The sequence below is a fragment of the Pseudomonas sp. NBRC 111140 genome, from assembly GCF_001320885.1.
Classification (GTDB): Bacteria; Pseudomonadota; Gammaproteobacteria; order Pseudomonadales; family Pseudomonadaceae; genus Aquipseudomonas; species Aquipseudomonas putida_P.
This window is the reverse complement of the sequence record NZ_BCBQ01000020.1, coordinates 54,652-72,770: the sequence shown is the minus strand read 5'-3', so window position 1 is coordinate 72,770 and position 18,119 is coordinate 54,652. Positions and strand designations below refer to the sequence as shown.

At 62.1% G+C, this 18,119-nt stretch carries 16 protein-coding genes; 5 read left to right on the top strand and 11 right to left on the bottom strand.

Annotated features, from left to right (window positions below; all coding sequences use genetic code 11):
- From APH42_RS09235 to APH42_RS09205, 7 genes are all read right to left on the bottom strand, one after another.
- A partial coding sequence (locus APH42_RS09235) for a GNAT family N-acetyltransferase (protein ID WP_060493189.1) occupies positions 1-328 on the bottom strand: 328 nt, incomplete at its 3' end.
- Positions 321-1,487, bottom strand: coding sequence for a cupin domain-containing protein (locus tag APH42_RS09230; protein ID WP_012273224.1), 1,167 nt, complete (start codon positions 1,485-1,487; stop codon positions 321-323). The genes APH42_RS09230 and APH42_RS09235, both read right to left, overlap by 8 nt.
- A gap of 81 nt (positions 1,488-1,568) precedes the next feature.
- Complete coding sequence (gene purB / locus APH42_RS09225; protein WP_041166755.1) at positions 1,569-2,939, bottom strand: adenylosuccinate lyase; 1,371 nt, start codon at positions 2,937-2,939, stop codon at positions 1,569-1,571.
- 189 nt (positions 2,940-3,128) lie between these two features.
- Entirely contained in the window at positions 3,129-3,755 is a 627-nt protein-coding gene (hflD, locus tag APH42_RS09220) for a high frequency lysogenization protein HflD (RefSeq protein ID WP_012273222.1), read from the bottom strand.
- Complete coding sequence (mnmA, locus tag APH42_RS09215; protein WP_012273221.1) at positions 3,752-4,876, bottom strand: tRNA 2-thiouridine(34) synthase MnmA; 1,125 nt, start codon at positions 4,874-4,876, stop codon at positions 3,752-3,754. Before mnmA ends, hflD begins: the two co-directional genes overlap by 4 nt.
- A 59-nt stretch (positions 4,877-4,935) precedes the next feature.
- Complete coding sequence (locus APH42_RS09210; protein WP_060493188.1) at positions 4,936-5,376, bottom strand: NUDIX hydrolase; 441 nt, start codon at positions 5,374-5,376, stop codon at positions 4,936-4,938.
- A gap of 221 nt (positions 5,377-5,597) precedes the next feature.
- Complete coding sequence (locus APH42_RS09205; RefSeq protein ID WP_012273219.1) at positions 5,598-7,823, bottom strand: NADP-dependent isocitrate dehydrogenase; 2,226 nt, start codon at positions 7,821-7,823, stop codon at positions 5,598-5,600.
- A 414-nt stretch (positions 7,824-8,237) separates the two neighbouring features.
- Between APH42_RS09205 and icd the strand changes: the two genes are divergently transcribed.
- Positions 8,238-9,494: an NADP-dependent isocitrate dehydrogenase gene (icd, locus tag APH42_RS09200; RefSeq protein WP_060493187.1), complete on the top strand. Its 1,257-nt coding sequence runs from the start codon at positions 8,238-8,240 to the stop codon at positions 9,492-9,494.
- A 71-nt stretch (positions 9,495-9,565) separates the two neighbouring features.
- Here the strand turns inward: icd and cspD are convergent, their stop codons facing one another.
- Positions 9,566-9,820 carry a cold shock domain-containing protein CspD gene (cspD, locus tag APH42_RS09195; RefSeq protein WP_012273217.1) on the bottom strand — a complete coding sequence of 85 codons (255 nt, stop codon included), beginning with the start codon at positions 9,818-9,820 and terminating at the stop codon, positions 9,566-9,568.
- A 230-nt stretch (positions 9,821-10,050) separates the two neighbouring features.
- Between cspD and clpS the strand changes: the two genes are divergently transcribed.
- Together clpS and clpA are read left to right on the top strand one after the other, a co-directional pair.
- Positions 10,051-10,413 (top strand): ATP-dependent Clp protease adapter ClpS, encoded by a 363-nt coding sequence (clpS, locus tag APH42_RS09190; RefSeq protein ID WP_003251220.1) that lies wholly within the window; start codon positions 10,051-10,053, stop codon positions 10,411-10,413.
- A 30-nt stretch (positions 10,414-10,443) separates the two neighbouring features.
- Complete coding sequence (clpA, locus tag APH42_RS09185) at positions 10,444-12,714, top strand: ATP-dependent Clp protease ATP-binding subunit ClpA (RefSeq protein WP_012273216.1); 2,271 nt, start codon at positions 10,444-10,446, stop codon at positions 12,712-12,714.
- Between the two features lie 85 nt (positions 12,715-12,799).
- Here the strand turns inward: clpA and infA are convergent, their stop codons facing one another.
- From infA to aat, 3 genes are all read right to left on the bottom strand, one after another.
- Positions 12,800-13,018, bottom strand: a complete 219-nt coding sequence (infA, locus tag APH42_RS09180; RefSeq protein WP_002553999.1) for a translation initiation factor IF-1 — start codon at positions 13,016-13,018, stop codon at positions 12,800-12,802.
- 102 nt (positions 13,019-13,120) lie between these two features.
- Positions 13,121-13,828, bottom strand: coding sequence for an arginyltransferase (locus APH42_RS09175; protein ID WP_012273215.1), 708 nt, complete (start codon positions 13,826-13,828; stop codon positions 13,121-13,123).
- Between the two features lie 56 nt (positions 13,829-13,884).
- Positions 13,885-14,565 carry a leucyl/phenylalanyl-tRNA--protein transferase gene (gene aat / locus APH42_RS09170; RefSeq protein ID WP_060493186.1) on the bottom strand — a complete coding sequence of 227 codons (681 nt, stop codon included), beginning with the start codon at positions 14,563-14,565 and terminating at the stop codon, positions 13,885-13,887.
- A gap of 294 nt (positions 14,566-14,859) precedes the next feature.
- Here aat and APH42_RS09165 point away from each other — a divergent pair, with 294 nt between their 5' ends.
- Together APH42_RS09165 and lolA are read left to right on the top strand one after the other, a co-directional pair.
- On the top strand, positions 14,860-17,427 hold the full coding sequence (locus APH42_RS09165) for a DNA translocase FtsK (protein WP_370739312.1): 2,568 nt from the start codon (positions 14,860-14,862) through the stop codon (positions 17,425-17,427).
- Positions 17,428-17,489: 62 nt separating this feature from the next.
- On the top strand, positions 17,490-18,113 hold the full coding sequence (gene lolA, locus APH42_RS09160; protein ID WP_012273212.1) for an outer membrane lipoprotein chaperone LolA: 624 nt from the start codon (positions 17,490-17,492) through the stop codon (positions 18,111-18,113).
- Positions 18,114-18,119 lie beyond the last annotated feature (6 nt).

The following is an 18,119-nucleotide window of genomic DNA, read 5'->3' as shown; positions in this document are numbered from 1 at the left end:
CGTGTACCTGGGCGCTGAGCATCTGCTGCTTCAGGTCGCGGTTCTGCGCTTCGTCGATAACCGCATTCATCAGCGCGTCACCCACCTTCAGCCCGCGCCAGTCCTTCAGCACCGATACCCGGCCAATGGTGCCGTCAGGCAGCAGGCGGGCAGTACCGATCGGGTAGTCGCCTTCCTGGGCCAGGAAGTGCGCTGCGGTCGGGTCATCCGAGTCCCACTCCAGCTCTGGTGGCACGTGCTGCTCGGCAATGAACACCGCTTCCCGGATACGGCGAATGTCGGCGTTGTCTTTCTGCCAGTCGGCGAGGCGAACGCTGATCTTATTCATTGGCGAATCCCAGACTTCCCTGTTTGACCAACTGCTGTACCAGCATAAGGCCATCTTCGTCTTGCAGCCAGTCTGCCAGGTTGTCGATGTGCAGGGCGTCGGCCGCGCATACCAGCTTCAGCAGCTCGCGCAATTTGCCCGGCAGTGGGCAGCTGCGGCCGCTGGCGAACAGCAACAGGTCGTCTTCGAATTCCGACCAGGCCAGGCGTGCGCTCGGGTTGCGGATCAGGATGGCGCCTTGTTCAAGGGCGTCGATCAGCTCTTCCTCGCTCAGCTCTTCGCCGACGATCTGCTCCGGGTAGCGCGGCTCGGTCATGAATTGGCCGAACCAGGTCAGCAACAGGTCCTTGTCGCCCATGTGCTTGTCGAGCAGCGCCTTGAGGCGGTCGAGCGCGTCGTGCTGGATCTGGTGCGGGTCGCTGGCTGGCTGGGCGTCAGCGTCGCTGTAGCGCTCTTCGTCGGGCAGGAACTGGCCCAGGAAGTCGGTGAAGTGGGTCAGCACTTCGGCGGCGCTAGGTGCGCGGAAGCCTACCGAGTAGGTCAGGCAGTCGTCCACGGCCACGCCGTAGTGGGCCAGGCGCGGTGGCAGGTAGAGCATGTCGCCGGGTTCCAGGGTCCACTCTTCGCTCTGCTCGAACTCGGCCAGGATACGCAGGTCGGCGTGCTCCAGCAGCGGGCTGTCGCTGCTGCACATCTGGCCGATCTTCCAGTTGCGCTGGCCGTGGCCCTGCAGCAGGAACACGTCGTAGTTGTCGAAGTGCGGGCCGACGCTGCCACCGGGGGCGGCGAAGCTGATCATCACGTCATCAATGCGCCAGCTGGGCAGGAAGCGGAAGTTTTCCAGTAGCTCGGCCACTTCCGGGACGAACTGGTCCACGGCCTGTACCAGCAGGGTCCAGTCCTTTTCCGGCAGCTCGGCGAAGGTGTCTTCGTTGAACGGGCCGCGACGCAGTTCCCATGGGTGGGCGCCGTGCTCCAGCACGATGCGCGACTCGACTTCGTCTTCAAGGGCCAGGCCGGCCAGTTCGTCGGGGTCGATGGGGCTGATGAAGTCCGGGAAGGCCTGGCGCACCAGCAGCGGCTTCTTCTGCCAGTAGTCGCGCATGAATTCGCGGGCCGAGATGCCGCCGAGCAGCTGCAGTGGAGTATCAGGATTCATGTTCAACCTATTGAAAAAACGTAATTTTCGTCCGGGAATAAAAACGCCCGGCCAGGCCGGGCGTTGTACGCGACGGTCAGCTTAGATGCGTTTGGCCTGGGCTGCCGCGTTACCGATGTAGGTAGCGGGGGTCAGCAGCTTGAGCTCGGCCTTGGCGTCGGCTGGCATGTCCAGGCCGTCGATGAAGGTCAGCAGCGCTTCAGGGGTGATGCCCTTGCCACGGGTCAGCTCTTTGAGCTTCTCGTAGGGGTTTTCGATGTTGAAGCGGCGCATCACGGTCTGGATCGGCTCGGCCAACACTTCCCAGCAGGCGTCCAGGTCGGCGGCGATGCGGGCTTCGTTGACTTCCAGCTTGCCGATGCCCTTCAGGCTGGCTTCATAGGCGATGACGCTGTGGGCAAAGCCCACGCCCAGGTTGCGCAGCACGGTGGAGTCGGTCAGGTCACGCTGCCAGCGCGAGATCGGCAGCTTGCTGGCCAGGTGCTGGAACAGCGCGTTGGCGATACCCAAGTTGCCTTCGGAGTTTTCGAAGTCGATCGGGTTGACCTTGTGCGGCATGGTCGACGAGCCGATTTCGCCGGCAACGGTCTTCTGCTTGAAGTAGCCCAGCGAGATGTAGCCCCACACGTCACGGTCGAAGTCGATCAGGATGGTGTTGAAGCGGGCAATGGCGTCGAACAACTCGGCGATGTAGTCGTGCGGCTCGATCTGGGTGGTGTACGGGTTGAACTGCAGGCCCAGCTCGTCTTCGATGAAGGCGCGGGCGTTTTCTTCCCAGTCGATTTGCGAGTAGGCGGACAGGTGGGCGTTGTAGTTGCCCACGGCGCCGTTGATCTTGCCCAGCAGCGGCACGGCGGCAACCTGGGCGATCTGGCGCTCCAGGCGGTACACGACGTTGGCCAGCTCTTTGCCCAGGGTGGTCGGCGAAGCCGGCTGGCCGTGGGTGCGTGACAGCATCGGCACATCGGCGTGGGCGTGGGCCAGGGCGCGGATGGCGTCGGCGATCTGGCGCATCAGCGGCAGCAGCACGTCGTCACGGCCGGCGCGCAGCATCAGGGCGTGGGACAGGTTGTTGATGTCCTCGCTGGTGCAGGCGAAGTGGATGAATTCGCTGACTTTGGCCAGCTCAGGCAGCTTGGCGGCCTGCTCCTTGAGGAGGTATTCGATCGCCTTGACGTCGTGGTTGGTGGTGCGCTCGATTTCCTTCACGCGCTCGGCGTGTTCCAGCTTGAAATCGCTGGCCAGGTTGTCCAGCAGGGCGGTGGCTTCGGCGGAGAACGCCGGCACTTCGCCGATCTGCGGGTGGGCGGCCAGGCGCTGCAGCCAGCGCACTTCGACCAGGGCGCGGAAACGGATCAGGCCGAATTCGCTGAAGATGGGGCGCAAGGCCTGGGTTTTGCCGGCATAACGGCCGTCTACAGGGGAAACCGCAGTGAGCGAAGAAAGCTGCATGGGGTGTTCTCGGACAGTCAGGCTTTTGGAAGGGCGCATATCATACATGAAAAATGCCTGTAGGAGCGGCCTTGCGTCGCGAAAGGGTCGCGCAGCGGCCCCGGCAACCTATGCTGGGGCGGCGATTCTGGGGCTGCTGCGCAGCCCTTTCGCGACGCAAGGCCGCTCCTACAAGTCCGGCGTTTTTCTTCAGGACGGTGTGCGCATCATATCGTACAGTTCGTTCAGCAACTTGCGACGGCTGAACACCAACTGCCAGCGGTGTCCACCCAGCTGGCGCCACAGGCGCGCGGCACGGATGCCGGCCAGCAGCAGGGCGCGAATCTTCGACGCGTTGCTGGCCTGCTGCAGGAAACGCATGTCGCCGTGCACCTGGATGCGCTGGCGCAAGGTGCTAAGCGTGTCCTGGTACAAGGCTCCGCTGGAAGCGATGACGTTTTCGTGAACCAGGCCGAAATGCTCGGCCTGCGACTGGATTTGCGGCAGGCGATTGCCGATGGTGTCAAGCAGGTCGCCACGTTTGTTCAGTTGGCGCTCCAGGCCCAGCATCGACAGGGCGTAGCGCAGTGGCTCGCGCTGCAGGCTGCTGGGGTCACGCTCCAGGGCGCCGACCAGCGCGCGGTAGCCGTCGCGCAGGTTCAGGTCGTCACCGCCGAACACCTCCAGGGTGTCCTTGGGGTCACGTACCAGCAGGCTGCCCAGCATGCAGCCGATATTGGCCTCGCTGGCCTGGCCGGTGCGGGCAATGCGGTCGACCAGCACAGCGGCCTGAAATACGCCGCCCAGGGCAATCAATTGCTCCTGCAGGTTGCTCATGCGCGCGGGCTCCACGGCTCGGCGGCTTCGATTACACCACCGCCCAGGCACACTTCGCCGTCGTAGAACACCACCGACTGGCCTGGGGTGACGGCGCGCTGTGGCTCGTCGAACACGGCGCGGTAGCCGGTTTCGGTCAGTTCGAGGGTGCACTGCTGGTCGCTCTGGCGGTAACGCACCTTGGCGGTGAGCTGGCGCGGGCTGCTGAGGTCGATCGGGTTCACCCAGAAAATCTCCGAAGCCAGCAGGGCGCGGGAGAACAGCCATGGGTGTTCGTTGCCTTGGCCAACCACCAGCACATTGCGGGTCAGGTCCTTGTGCAACACGTACCACGGCTCGTCACCGGCATCCTTCAGGCCGCCAATGCCCAGGCCCTGCCGCTGGCCGATGGTGTGGTACATCAGGCCGTGGTGGCGGCCGATCACTTCACCTTCGGTGGTTTCGATGTCACCCGGCTGAGCTGGCAGGTACTGCTTGAGGAAATCGCTGAAACGACGCTCGCCAATGAAGCAGATGCCGGTGGAGTCCTTTTTCTTGGCGGTGGCCAGGCCGTGTTTTTCGGCGATGGCGCGCACTTCGGGTTTTTCCAGCTCGCCGACCGGGAATAGGGTGCGGGCAATTTCCTTGCCGCCAACGGCGTGCAGGAAGTAGCTCTGGTCCTTGTTCGGGTCCAGGCCCTTGAGCAGTTCGGTGAGGTCGCCAGTGTCGCGGCGGCGCACGTAGTGGCCGGTGGCGATCAGGTCGGCACCCAGCGACAGGGCGTAGTCGAGAAACGCCTTGAACTTGATTTCACGGTTGCAGAGGATGTCCGGGTTGGGCGTGCGGCCGGCCTTGTATTCTTCAAGGAAGTGCTCGAACACGTTGTCCCAGTATTCGGCGGCGAAGTTGGCGGTGTGCAGCTTGATGCCGATGCGGTCGCACACGGCCTGGGCGTCGGCCAGGTCTTCACGGGCGGTGCAGTATTCGGTGCCGTCGTCTTCTTCCCAGTTCTTCATGAACAGCCCTTCCACCTGGTAGCCCTGCTCGATGAGCAGAAGGGCGGAGACGGAAGAGTCCACGCCGCCGGACATGCCGACGATGACGCGGGTCTTGGCGGGGTCTTTGAGTGCTGGGCTGGTCATGGGTACCGGTGTAGATCAAGGGGGAAAAACGCCGATTCTATCAAACCCGTGGCGCCGCGTCAGTCGCGCAGCAGCTGGAGGCTATGCAGCGGGCCGTTCAAATAGTCGTCGAGGCAGCGCGGCACCAGCTCGCTGCGCCAGCGGGCGGGGTCGGCCAGCAGCTCGTCGCGGGTCAGCCATACGGCGCGGACGATGTCACTGTCCAGGGCGAGGTCTTCGTGGTGGCGCACAGGGCGGGCGGCGAAGCAGATGCGCTGGTAGGTCACGCCGTTGCTGGGGGCGGTGTACAGGTAGATGCCGACAACGCCGGTGAGCTCGACTTCCCAGGCAGTTTCTTCCAGGGTTTCGCGCAGGGCGGCCTGGCGCAGGGTCTCAAAGGGTTCGAGGTGGCCGGCGGGTTGGTTGAAGACGTGCTGGTTGGCTTTGAACTCCTCGACGAAAAGGAACTTGCCTTCGTGTTCGACGATGGTAGCGACGGTGATGTGGGGTTGCCAGGACATGAGTATTTCCTAGGGTTGGCGCGGGTCCTGTAGGAGCGGCCTTGTGTCGCGATGGGCCGCAAAGCGGCCCCGACGATATCCGCTGCGAAGCCGAAAATCTGGGGCCGCTTCGCAGCCCTTTCGCGACACAAGGCCGCTCCTACAGGGAGCCATGTACGCACTTTAAGAAAGCAAAAACCCCGGTGCGTGGCCGGGGTTTTTGCTGTTACTTCAAGCGAACCTTACAGGGCGGCAATGGCGCTGTTCAGGGTCTGGCTTGGGCGCATCACCTTGGCGGTCAGCTCGGCATCCGGGGCGTAGTAACCACCGATGTCGGCTGGCTTGCCCTGAACGGCATTGAGCTCGGCGACGATGGTCGCTTCGTTCTCGGCCAGGGTTTTTGCCAGCGGTGCGAAGCGTGCCTGCAGGGCAGCGTCGTCAGCCTGAGCGGCCAGGGCTTCAGCCCAGTACAGGGTCAGGTAGAAGTGGCTGCCGCGGTTGTCGATACCACCGACCTTGCGCGACGGCGACTTGTTGGTGTCGAGGAACTTGCCGGTAGCCTGGTCCAGGGTGTTGGCCAGAACCTTGGCGCGCGGGTTGTCGTAGGTGTTGCCCAGGTGCTCCAGGGAAGCGGCCAGGGCCAGGAATTCACCCAGCGAGTCCCAACGCAGGAAGTTCTCTTCAACCAGCTGCTGTACGTGCTTGGGCGCCGAACCGCCGGCGCCGGTTTCGAACAGGCCACCGCCGTTCATCAGCGGCACGATCGACAGCATCTTGGCGCTGGTGCCCAGTTCCATGATCGGGAACAGGTCGGTCAGGTAGTCGCGCAGCACGTTGCCGGTCACCGAGATGGTGTCCTTGCCTTCGCGGATGCGGGCCAGGGAGAACTTGATGGCGTCGACCGGGGCCAGTACGCGGATGTCCAGGCCAGTGGTGTCGTGATCCTTCAGGTACTTCTGTACCTTCTCGATCATCACGCCGTCGTGGGCGCGAGCCGGGTCCAGCCAGAACACCGCCGGGGTGTCGCTCAGGCGGGCACGGTTGACGGCCAGCTTGACCCAATCCTGGATCGGAGCGTCTTTGGTCTGGCACATGCGGAAGATGTCACCGGCTTCGACGTTCTGTTCCAGCACGACGTTGCCCTTGCCATCGACCACGCGCACGACGCCGTCGGCCTTGATCTGGAAGGTCTTGTCGTGGGAGCCGTACTCTTCGGCCTTTTGCGCCATCAGGCCAACGTTCGGCACGCTGCCCATGGTGGTCGGGTCGAAGGCGCCGTGTTTCTTGCAATCTTCGATGGTGGCCTGGTAGATGCCGGCGTAGCAGCGGTCCGGGATCACGGCCTTGGCGTCTTGCAGTTCGCCAGCGGTGTTCCACATCTTGCCCGAGTCACGGATCATGGCTGGCATCGAGGCGTCGACGATAACGTCGCTCGGCACGTGCAGGTTGGTGATGCCTTTGTCGGAGTTGACCATGGCCAGGGCTGGGCGGTCGGCGTACAGGGCCTGGATGTCGGCTTCGATCTCGGCCTGCTTGTCAGCTGGCAGGTCCTTGATGCGGGCGTACAGGTCACCGATACCGTTGTTGGCGTTGAAGCCCACTTCGGCCAGTGCTGCGGCGTGCTTGGCCAGCACGTCGTTGTAGAACTCTTCGACGATGACGCCGAACATGATTGGGTCGGAGACCTTCATCATGGTGGCTTTCAGGTGAACCGACAGCAGCACGCCAGAAGCCTTGGCATCGGCGATCTGCTCGGCGATGAAGGCTTTCAGGGCCTTGCGGCTCATGGTGGCGCAGTCGATGATTTCGGCGGCTTTGACGGCGGTCTTTTCTTTCAGCACGGTGGTGCTGCCATCGTTGCCGACCAGCTCGATGCGCAGGCTGTCGTCACCTTCGATCAGTGCGGCCTTCTCGCTGCCGTAGAAATCGCCTTGGGTCATGTGGGCAACGTGCGACTTGGAGTCGGCGGCCCAAGCGCCCATCTTGTGCGGGTGCTTGCGGGCGTAGTTCTTGACCGACAGCGGCGCGCGGCGGTCGGAGTTGCCTTCGCGCAGCACCGGGTTCACGGCGGAACCCTTGATGCGGTCGTAGCGGGCGCGGGACTCTTTCTCGTCCGCGGTGGCCGGCTCGTCGGCGTAGTCAGGGATGTTGAAGCCCTTGCCTTGCAGTTCCTTGATCGCGGCTTTGAGCTGCGGTACCGAGGCGCTGATGTTCGGCAGCTTGATGATGTTGGCTTCAGGGGTGGTAGCCAGCTGGCCCAGTTCCGCCAGGTGATCGCCTACTCGCTTCTCTGCGCCCAGTTGCTCCGGGAAGGCGGCAAGGATACGGCCAGCCAGGGAGATGTCGCGAGTTTCGACGGCGATGTCAGCGCAAGCTGTGAAAGCTTCGACGATCGGCAGCAGCGAGTAGGTGGCGAGGGCGGGGGCTTCGTCGGTGAAGGTATAGATGATCTTGGAACGGGTGGGCATGCGGGTTAACTCTCTGTGTGCTGAGCGTGCTCGAGTCTCGTGGTGCGCAGGGTAGGCGCATCGCCCTGGCAGCGCCATGAGCGGAAAGTCGAGAGGCTGCGAGCGGTGATGGTGGATGCATCAGTCGAGCGTCAAGTGCTGGGCTGCGGTAACAACCCAGGCTTAGTGGCCATTCATGGCCTAGGGCGGTCCGCATTTTCCTGGGATTCGCCCCGATGACCCTTCGGTCGCGGCGGAGTATACCAAACCATTCGGGCTAATCAGCAAGGCCAAGTGATATCGGCCCATTTATAAGACCAAAGACTAAGCGGCAATGTGGCGGGTTGTCGCATGCCTTGCAGGTCGGCAGATGTGGTTTAGGCTCATTGCATCGCATGATGTCCAAACCACACCCGACAGCGGAGTAGTGCAAGCATGGGATACCAGAAAATCAAGGTTCCGACCGACGGCGCCAAGATCACCGTCAATGCAGACCATTCGCTCAACGTGCCTGACAATCCGATCATTCCGTACATCGAGGGCGACGGGATCGGCATCGATGTCTCGCCCGTGATGATCAAGGTGGTCGACGCCGCCGTGCAGAAGGCCTATGGCGGCAAGCGCAAGATTGCCTGGATGGAGGTGTACGCCGGCGAAAAAGCCACCCAGGTATACGACCAGGACACCTGGCTGCCGCAGGAAACCCTCGATGCCGTGCGAGATTACGTGGTGTCGATCAAGGGCCCGCTTACCACCCCGGTCGGTGGCGGCATCCGCTCGCTCAACGTGGCGCTGCGCCAGCAGCTCGACCTGTACGTGTGCCTGCGCCCGGTGCTGTGGTTCCAGGGTGTGCCGAGCCCGGTGAAAAAGCCGGGCGACGTCGACATGGTGATCTTCCGCGAGAACTCCGAGGACATTTACGCGGGCATCGAGTGGAAGGCCGGCTCGCCCGAGGCGAACAAGGTGATCAAGTTCCTTAAAGAGGAAATGGGCGTCACCAAGATCCGTTTCGACCAGGACTGCGGCATCGGCGTCAAGCCGGTATCCCGCGAGGGCACCAAGCGCCTGGTGCGCAAGGCCCTGCAATACGTGGTGGACAATGACCGCGAGTCGCTGACCCTGGTGCACAAGGGCAACATCATGAAGTTCACCGAAGGGGCCTTCAAGGACTGGGGCTACGAGGTGGCGCGGGACGAGTTCGGCGCCGAACTGCTCGATGGCGGCCCGTGGATGAAGTTCAAGAACCCCAAGAGTGGCCGCGAGGTCATCGTCAAGGACGCCATTGCCGACGCCATGCTGCAGCAAATTTTGCTGCGCCCGGCCGAGTACGACGTGATTGCCACGCTCAACCTCAACGGTGACTACCTGTCCGACGCCCTGGCGGCGGAGGTGGGCGGTATCGGCATTGCGCCGGGCGCCAACCTGTCCGACACCGTGGCCATGTTCGAGGCCACCCACGGCACCGCGCCCAAGTATGCCGGGCAGGACAAGGTCAACCCGGGCTCGGTGATACTCTCGGCAGAAATGATGCTGCGCCACATGGGCTGGACCGAGGCCGCCGACCTGATCATCAAGGGCACCAACGGCGCGATTGCGGCCAAGACCGTGACCTACGATTTCGAGCGGCTGATGGAGGGGGCCCGGCTGGTGAGCAGCTCAGGTTTTGGCGATGAAATGATCAAGCACATGTAAGGCAATACAAAACCGGCCGCTTCCTGTAAAGAAGCGGCCGGTTTTTTCGTATACCGGCAGTAAAGCAGGGTTCACGCATTAGCGGTCGTGGGCGAGTTCGGTACTCCCGTTGAAGCGCTGACGTTGATGCCCTTGATTTCAACCGCATGCAGGCCTTTCGGGCCCTGGATGATGTTGAACGTCACAGCTTGTCCGGCTTTCAGCGTCTTGTAACCGTCCATCTGGATCGCCGAATAGTGTGCGAACAGATCTTCGGTTCCGCCGTCCTCATTGATGAATCCATAGCCCTTGGCATTGTTGAACCACTTGACTTTACCGCTTGCCATCCCTATGTCCCTCTGCAAAGGACTCCATCACTGGAGTATCATCCACGTCATCCGCATACGAACCTTGCGAAAAATCTGGTTGACTGCGCGGATCTTTATCGACCACGGTGGGTTCTTATTGGTTGTAACACCGTTTTGCCGATAGTCAAGGTCACGCGGCGCCTGCGCTGGCGGTGGCCTGTGCGGTCAACCCACAACCTTAACCTGACGCTCATGATGAAATTCTTTCCATGCATGCACCTAGTGAGATTCGACTAACATTCAATCAGGATCGCCCGCAATCGAATGAGGACGACGGCTCGGGTCTTGCAGTTCAGGAAGCCAAGCCGATCCTGCAGGCGCCACCGATGTACAAGGTGGTTTTGTTCAACGATGACTACACGCCAATGGATTTCGTCGTCGAAGTGCTCGAGACGTTCTTCAGTCTGAACCGCGAGCTGGCGACCAAGATCATGCTGACCGTCCATACAGAAGGGCGGGCAGTGTGCGGATTGTTTACCCGTGACATCGCCGAAACAAAGGCTATGCAGGTCAACCAATACGCCAGGGAAAGCCAGCATCCGCTACTCTGTGAAATCGAGAAGGACGGTTAATCGCCGACCACTTGGGTATGAGGTGAAGCTATGTTAAACCGCGAGCTCGAAGTCACCCTCAATCTGGCCTTCAAGGAGGCCCGTTCGAAGCGTCATGAGTTCATGACTGTCGAACATCTGCTGCTGGCACTCCTTGACAATGAGGCTGCTGCGACCGTTCTGCGCGCCTGTGGCGCCAATCTCGACAAACTCAAGCATGACCTGCAAGAGTTCATCGACTCCACAACGCCGCTGATTCCTGTCAACGACGAAGACCGGGAAACCCAGCCGACTCTGGGCTTCCAGCGTGTGCTGCAGCGTGCCGTGTTCCACGTGCAAAGCTCCGGCAAACGCGAAGTGACTGGCGCCAATGTGCTGGTGGCGATCTTCAGCGAACAGGAAAGCCAGGCCGTGTTTCTGCTCAAGCAGCAGAGCGTGGCCCGTATCGACGTGGTCAACTACATCGCCCATGGTATCTCCAAGGTGCCAGGGCATGGTTCGCAGTCTGAAAGCGACCAGGAAATGCAGGACGAAGAGGGCGGTGAAACCTCCTCTTCGAGCAACCCACTGGACGCCTATGCCAGCAACCTGAACGAGCTGGCGCGTGCCGGCCGCATCGACCCACTGGTCGGCCGCGAGCAGGAAGTGGAGCGGGTGGCGCAAATCCTTGCCCGTCGGCGCAAGAACAACCCGCTGCTGGTGGGTGAGGCAGGCGTGGGCAAGACGGCCATCGCCGAAGGCCTGGCCAAGCGCATCGTCGACGGCCAGGTGCCCGACCTGCTGGCGCAGAGCGTGGTGTATTCCCTCGACCTGGGCGCGCTGCTGGCCGGTACCAAATACCGTGGCGACTTCGAGAAGCGTTTCAAGGCGCTGCTCGGTGAGCTGCGCAAGCGCCCGCAGGCCATCCTGTTCATCGACGAAATCCACACCATCATCGGTGCCGGTGCAGCGTCGGGTGGGGTGATGGATGCCTCCAACCTGCTCAAGCCGCTGCTGTCGTCGGGTGAAATCCGTTGTATCGGCTCGACCACCTTCCAGGAGTTTCGCGGCATCTTCGAGAAGGACCGTGCGCTGGCACGGCGCTTCCAGAAGGTGGACGTCAGCGAGCCATCGGTCGAAGACACCGTGGGCATTCTGCGCGGCCTGAAGGGGCGTTTCGAAAGCCACCACAACATCGAGTACAGTGACGAAGCCCTGCGCGCCGCCGCTGAACTGGCCTCGCGCTACATCAATGACCGGCACATGCCGGACAAGGCCATCGACGTAATCGACGAAGCCGGCGCCTACCAGCGTCTGCAACCGGAGGCCAACCGCGTCAAGCGCATCGATGTGCCGCAAGTCGAGGATATCGTCGCCAAGATCGCGCGGATTCCGCCGAAGCATGTCAGCAGTTCCGACAAGGAGCTGCTGCGTAACCTTGAGCGCGACCTGAAACTGACCGTGTTCGGCCAGGACCAGGCAATCGACTCGCTGTCTACCGCGATCAAGCTGTCTCGTGCCGGCCTCAAGTCGCCAGACAAGCCGGTTGGTTCGTTCCTGTTCGCTGGCCCCACTGGTGTCGGCAAGACCGAAGCGGCGCGGCAGCTGGCCAAAGCGCTGGGCGTGGAACTGGTGCGCTTCGACATGTCCGAGTACATGGAGCGCCACACCGTGTCGCGCCTTATCGGTGCGCCGCCTGGTTATGTTGGTTTCGACCAGGGTGGTTTGCTGACCGAGGCGATTACCAAGCAACCGCACTGCGTGTTGCTGCTCGACGAAATCGAGAAGGCTCACCCGGAAGTCTTCAACCTGCTGTTGCAGGTGATGGACCACGGTACCCTGACCGACAACAACGGGCGCAAGGCCGACTTCCGTAACGTGATCCTGATCATGACCACCAACGCCGGTGCCGAAACCGCGGCGCGGGCGTCGATCGGCTTCACTCATCAGGACCACGCGTCCGATGCCATGGAAGTGATCCGCAAGAGCTTCACGCCAGAGTTCCGCAACCGCCTGGATACCATCATCCAGTTTGGCCGCCTGAGCACAGAGACGATCAAAAGCATCGTCGACAAGTTCCTTATCGAACTGCAGGCGCAGCTGGAAGACAAGCGTGTGCTGCTGGAAGTCAGCGATGATGCGCGCGGCTGGCTGGCGGTTTCGGGGTACGACGCGCAGATGGGTGCGCGGCCGATGGCGCGGCTGATCCAGGACAAGATCAAGCGGCCGCTGGCCGAGGAGATCTTGTTCGGCGAGCTGGCCGAGCATGGCGGCGTGGTGCACGTCGACCTGCGCGATGGCGAACTGGTGTTCGACTTCGAGACCACGGCTGAGGTCGCGTGATGCAGGGGGCTGCAAAGCAGCCCCCTTGTAATCTGGCAGGCACAAAAAAGCCCGGCACATGGCCGGGCTTTTTCATGGCTGGAGCTTAGCGCGCACGGTAGGTGATGCGGCCTTTGCTCAGGTCATAAGGCGTCAGCTCGACGCGGACCTTGTCGCCAGTGAGAATACGGATGTAGTTCTTGCGCATCTTTCCGGAGATGTGCGCGGTTACGACGTGCCCGTTTTCCAACTCCACGCGGAACATGGTGTTGGGCAGGGTGTCGACGACAGTACCTTCCATTTCGAAGCTGTCTTCTTTCGACATGCAGTAGAGCCCTCGGATCCAGTGTTGGCCCGACGCATAACCGCACCGGGCAAAAAAGTGGCGTGGATTATGCCGGAAAACTGCGTGTCAAGCCAATGTCTTTCAGTTGAGGGTGACCCAACGCTGGTTTATCAGCAGCTCGATAGGCCGATACTGCGTCTTGTAGTTCATTTTCTTGCAGTTCTTGATCCAGTAACCCAGGTACACCGCTTCCAGGTCCTGGCGAAGGGCTTCGGTGATCTGCCAGAGGATGGCGAAGCGGCCAAGGCTGCGGCGTTCCTCGTCCGGCTCGTAGAAGGTGTACACCGCTGACAGGCCATTGGGCAGCAGGTCGCACACGGCCACCGCCATCAGGTGGCCTTCGAGGCGGAACTCGTAGAACCAGCAGAACGGCAGGTCACGTACCAGAAAAGTGGAGAACTGGTCGCGGCTGGGTGGGTACATGTCACCGTCGGCGTGGCGCGTTTCGATGTAGCGCCGGTAGAGCTCGAAGTACTCTTCCTTGAACGCCGGGCGAGCTGCCGTCACGGTCAGGTCGGCGTTGCGTTTGAGGATGCGCCGCTGCTGGCGGTTGGGGATGAAGCGCGCCGCCGGGATGCGCGCCGGCACGCAGGCGTTGCAGTTCTGGCAATGTGGGCGGTACAGGTGGTCGCCGCTGCGTCGAAAGCCCATTTCCGACAAGTCGGCGTACACATTCACGTCCATCGGCTGGCTGGGGTCGAGGAACAGCGTGGTCGCCTGCTCGTCTGGCAGGTAGCTGCAGGAGTGGGGTTGAGTGGCATAGAACTTCAACCGCGCCAGCTCTGTCATGATCAACCCCCTCGGTGAGACTTTGATTTAAGTGTAAGCCAGCTACGGCAACTCGCCTAGGCAACCCATGTAGCGCTGTTGGGCTGGTCGAGGTGGCGTGCCAGGTAATCGGCGAACTCGGCGCGGCTGATGGCATGGGCACCCAGGCTGTGCAGGTGGTTGGTGGGCATCTGGCAGTCGATAAGCGCAAAGCCCGCATCGCGCAGGTGGTTGACCAGGGTGACGAAGCCGACCTTGGAGGCGTTGTCGGCGCGGCTGAACATCGATTCGCCAAAGAACAGCTGGCCCATGGCCAGGCCGTACAGGCCGCCGACCAGCTTACCGTCCTGGCGTACCTCCACCGAATGGGCGATGCCGCGGCGGTGCAGCTCGCAATAGGCGTTGCGCATGGTGTCGGTAATCCAGGTGCCGTCGGCGTAGTCGCGTGGCGCAGCGCAGGCGGCGATCACGGCCGGAAAGTCGGTGTCGAAGCTGACCTGGTAGCGGCCTTGGCGCATCAGCTTGGCCAGCGAGCGCGACACGTGCAACTGGTCGGGGAGCAGCACTGTACGTGGGTCGGGTGACCACCACAGGATCGGCTGGCCGTCCTGGTACCACGGGAAGCAGCCATGGCGATACGCTTGTACCAGGCGCTCGGGGCTCAGGTCACCGCCAGCGGCCAGCAGGCCGTTGGGGTCATGCAGGGCCTTTTCCAGGGGTGGGAAGGTCAGCGAGTCGCGAGTCAGCCAGGTAAGCATGGTCTATCGTGCGGTGGGGGAGGGGAGAGGTCAGCATGGCGCGGGTGAAATGCAGGGTCAATCTCTTTGGCTTCTTCGCGGGCGATGAAAACAGGCAATTTAAGACACATTCATCAAGCCGCAGGCACCATCCGCTACATTTGCTGTCACACCTGTGCAAAAACACAGCATAAGCCTTTGTCACAAAAGAAAATGCGTGCTCAAATTGCAGCTATATGATTCGCCCCCGCTCAAACACCCATACGGCGTGCCGTCATGGCGGCTGGCGGGCAGTAATGTTAAAAGTAGTGGTTCATTGGTCGCGCAGCGGCCGATCACTATTGGACGCGCACCACGCGCAGGAATAGACGCGTTTTGAAGAAATCCACCGCAACCCCAGCTCCCTTGCCTGTGCCTCTGTGGCGGCAGCAGCTGCATTATCGCCTCAAGGAAGGTGCGTTGATCGCTGTCGGCGCCCTGTGCCTGTACCTGTGGATGGCGCTGCTGACCTACGACACCTCGGACCCAGGCTTCAGCCACACCAGCAACGTCGACCAGGTGCAGAATGCTGCCGGGCGTGCCGGTGCCTACTTCGCCGACATCCTGTTCATGGTGCTGGGCTACTTCGCCTATATCTTCCCGCTGCTGCTGGCGGTCAAGACCTGGCAGATATTCCGTGAGCGCCACCAGCCGTGGGATTGGAGCGGCTGGTTGTTCTCCTGGCGGCTGATCGGCCTGGTGTTCCTGGTGCTGTCGGGGGCGGCGCTGGCGCATATCCACTTCCACCCGCCGGCGAGCTTGCCGTTCTCCGCCGGTGGTGCACTGGGCGAAAGCCTCGGCGACCTGGCGCGCAACCTGCTGAACGTGCAGGGCAGCACGCTGATGTTCATTGCCCTGTTCCTGTTCGGCCTGACCGTGTTCACCGATCTGTCGTGGTTCAAGGTGATGGACCTGACCGGCAAGATCACCCTCGACCTGTTCGAACTGGTGCAAGGGGCGGCCAATCGCTGGTGGGAAGCGCGCAACGAGCGCAAGCGCCTCGAGGCACAGCTGCGCGAGGATGAGCCAGTGGTCAGGGCTGCACCCATGGCCACCGAGAAGCGGGAACCGGCCAAACCGGCGCTGCGTGAACGTATCTTCAAGCGTGAAGCGTCGCCCGCCCCGGTGGTTGAACCCCGTGAGCCAACCCTCGGCCGCGAGCCTGCCGCCCCGCCGCGCGAGCCAACCCTCGCCCGTGAGCCGGTCGTGCCGCGTGACGCGGTGGTGCCACGTGCGCAGCCTGCAACCCCGATGATCGTGCCACCGGCAGCCGACAAGGCGCCGGAGCCGAGCAAGCGGGTGATGAAGGAGAAGCAGGCGCCGCTGTTCGTCGACAGCGCCGTGGAAGGCACCTTGCCGTCGATTTCCATTCTCGACCCGGCGGAGCAGAAGAAGATCGAGTACTCGCCGGAGTCTCTGGCCGGTGTCGGTCAGCTGCTGGAAATCAAGCTCAAGGAATTCGGTGTGGAAGTGGCGGTGGACTCGATCCACCCGGGCCCGGTGATTACCCGCTACGAAATCCAACCGGCTGCCGGTGTGAAGGTCAGCCGCATCGCCAACCTGGCCAAGGACCTGGCGCGTTCGCTGGCCGTGACCAGCGTGCGGGTGGTCGAGGTCATCCCTGGCAAGACCACCGTCGGTATCGAGATCCCCAACGAAAACCGCCAGATGGTGCGCTTCTCCGAAGTGCTGGCCACGCCGCAGTTCGACGAGCAGAAATCGCCGGTCACCCTGGCCTTGGGCCACGACATCGGCGGCAAGCCGGTGATCACCGACCTGGCGAAGATGCCGCACCTGCTGGTGGCCGGTACTACGGGTTCTGGTAAGTCGGTGGGTGTCAACGCGATGATTCTGTCGATCCTGTTCAAATCCAGCCCGGAAGACGCGCGGCTGATCATGATCGACCCGAAAATGCTCGAACTGTCCATCTACGAAGGCATCCCGCACCTTCTGTGCCCGGTGGTCACCGATATGAAGGACGCCGCCAACGCCTTGCGCTGGAGCGTGGCCGAGATGGAACGGCGCTACAAGCTGATGGCGGCCATGGGCGTGCGTAACCTGGCCGGCTTCAACCGCAAGATCAAGGACGCCCAGGAAGCCGGTGAAGTCATCCATGATCCGTTGTATCGCCGCGAGAGCATGGACGACGAGCCGCCTACACTGAAAACCCTGCCGACCATCGTGGTGGTGGTGGACGAGTTCGCCGACATGATGATGATCGTCGGCAAGAAGGTCGAAGAGCTGATTGCCCGTATCGCGCAGAAGGCGCGGGCAGCCGGTATCCACCTGATCCTCGCCACGCAGCGCCCGTCGGTGGACGTGATCACCGGCCTGATCAAGGCCAACATCCCGACCCGTATGGCGTTCCAGGTGTCGAGCAAGATCGACTCGCGCACCATCATCGACCAAGGCGGCGCCGAGCAGTTGCTGGGCCACGGCGACATGCTGTACATGCCGCCGGGCACCAGCCTGCCAATCCGCGTGCACGGTGCGTTCGTTTCCGACGACGAAGTGCACCGCACGGTCGAAGCGTGGAAGCTGCGCGGCGCCCCGGACTACAACGACGACATCCTCAACGGCGTCGAAGAGGCCGGCAGCGGCTTCGATGGCGGCGGCGGTGGTGGCGATGGTGACGATGCCGAAACCGATGCACTGTATGATGAAGCGGTGCAATTCGTGCTTGAGAGCCGTCGTGCTTCCATTTCTGCAGTGCAACGCAAGTTGAAGATCGGCTACAACCGTGCTGCGCGCATGATCGAGTCGATGGAGATGGCTGGCGTCGTCACCCCGATGAACAGTAACGGCTCGCGGGAAGTGATTGCCCCAGGTGGCCCGCGCGACTGATGAACACCCTGTCGGGCGCCAACGGTGGTGCCCGGCCTTTTCAACGCTCAATGAGGATTCCCATGCGCGCGATTCGCATGCTGTTGGTTTCTGCCCTGGCTCTGGGCACTGTTACGGCTTATGCCGGTGAGCAAGATGTACAACGCTTGACCCAGCTGCTGGAGAAGTCGCAGACCATCGAGGCCAACTTTTCCCAGCTGACCCTGGGCGCCGATGGCACCAGCTTGCAGGAAACCTCGGGCAAGATGACGGTCAAGCGCCCAGGCCTGTTCTACTGGCACACCGATGCGCCGCAGGAGCAGGTGGTGGTGTCGGATGGCAAGAACGTCACCCTGTGGGACCCGGACCTGGAGCAGGCCACCATCAAGAAGCTCGACGTGCGTCTGAACCAGACCCCGGCTCTGCTGCTGTCCGGTGACGTGTCGAAGATCAGCCAGAGTTTCGATATCGCCTCGAAGGAGCAGGGCGAAGTAATGGACTTCACCCTCAAGCCCAAGACCAAGGACACGCTGTTCGATTCGCTGCGCGTCTCGTTCCGCAAGGGCCTGATCAATGACATGCAATTGATCGACAGTGTTGGTCAGCGCACCAACATCCTGTTCAATGGCGTCAAGGCCAACCAGGCGGTGCCGGACAGCAAGTTCACGTTCGACATCCCCAAAGGCGCCGACGTGATCAAGGAGTAACCAGAG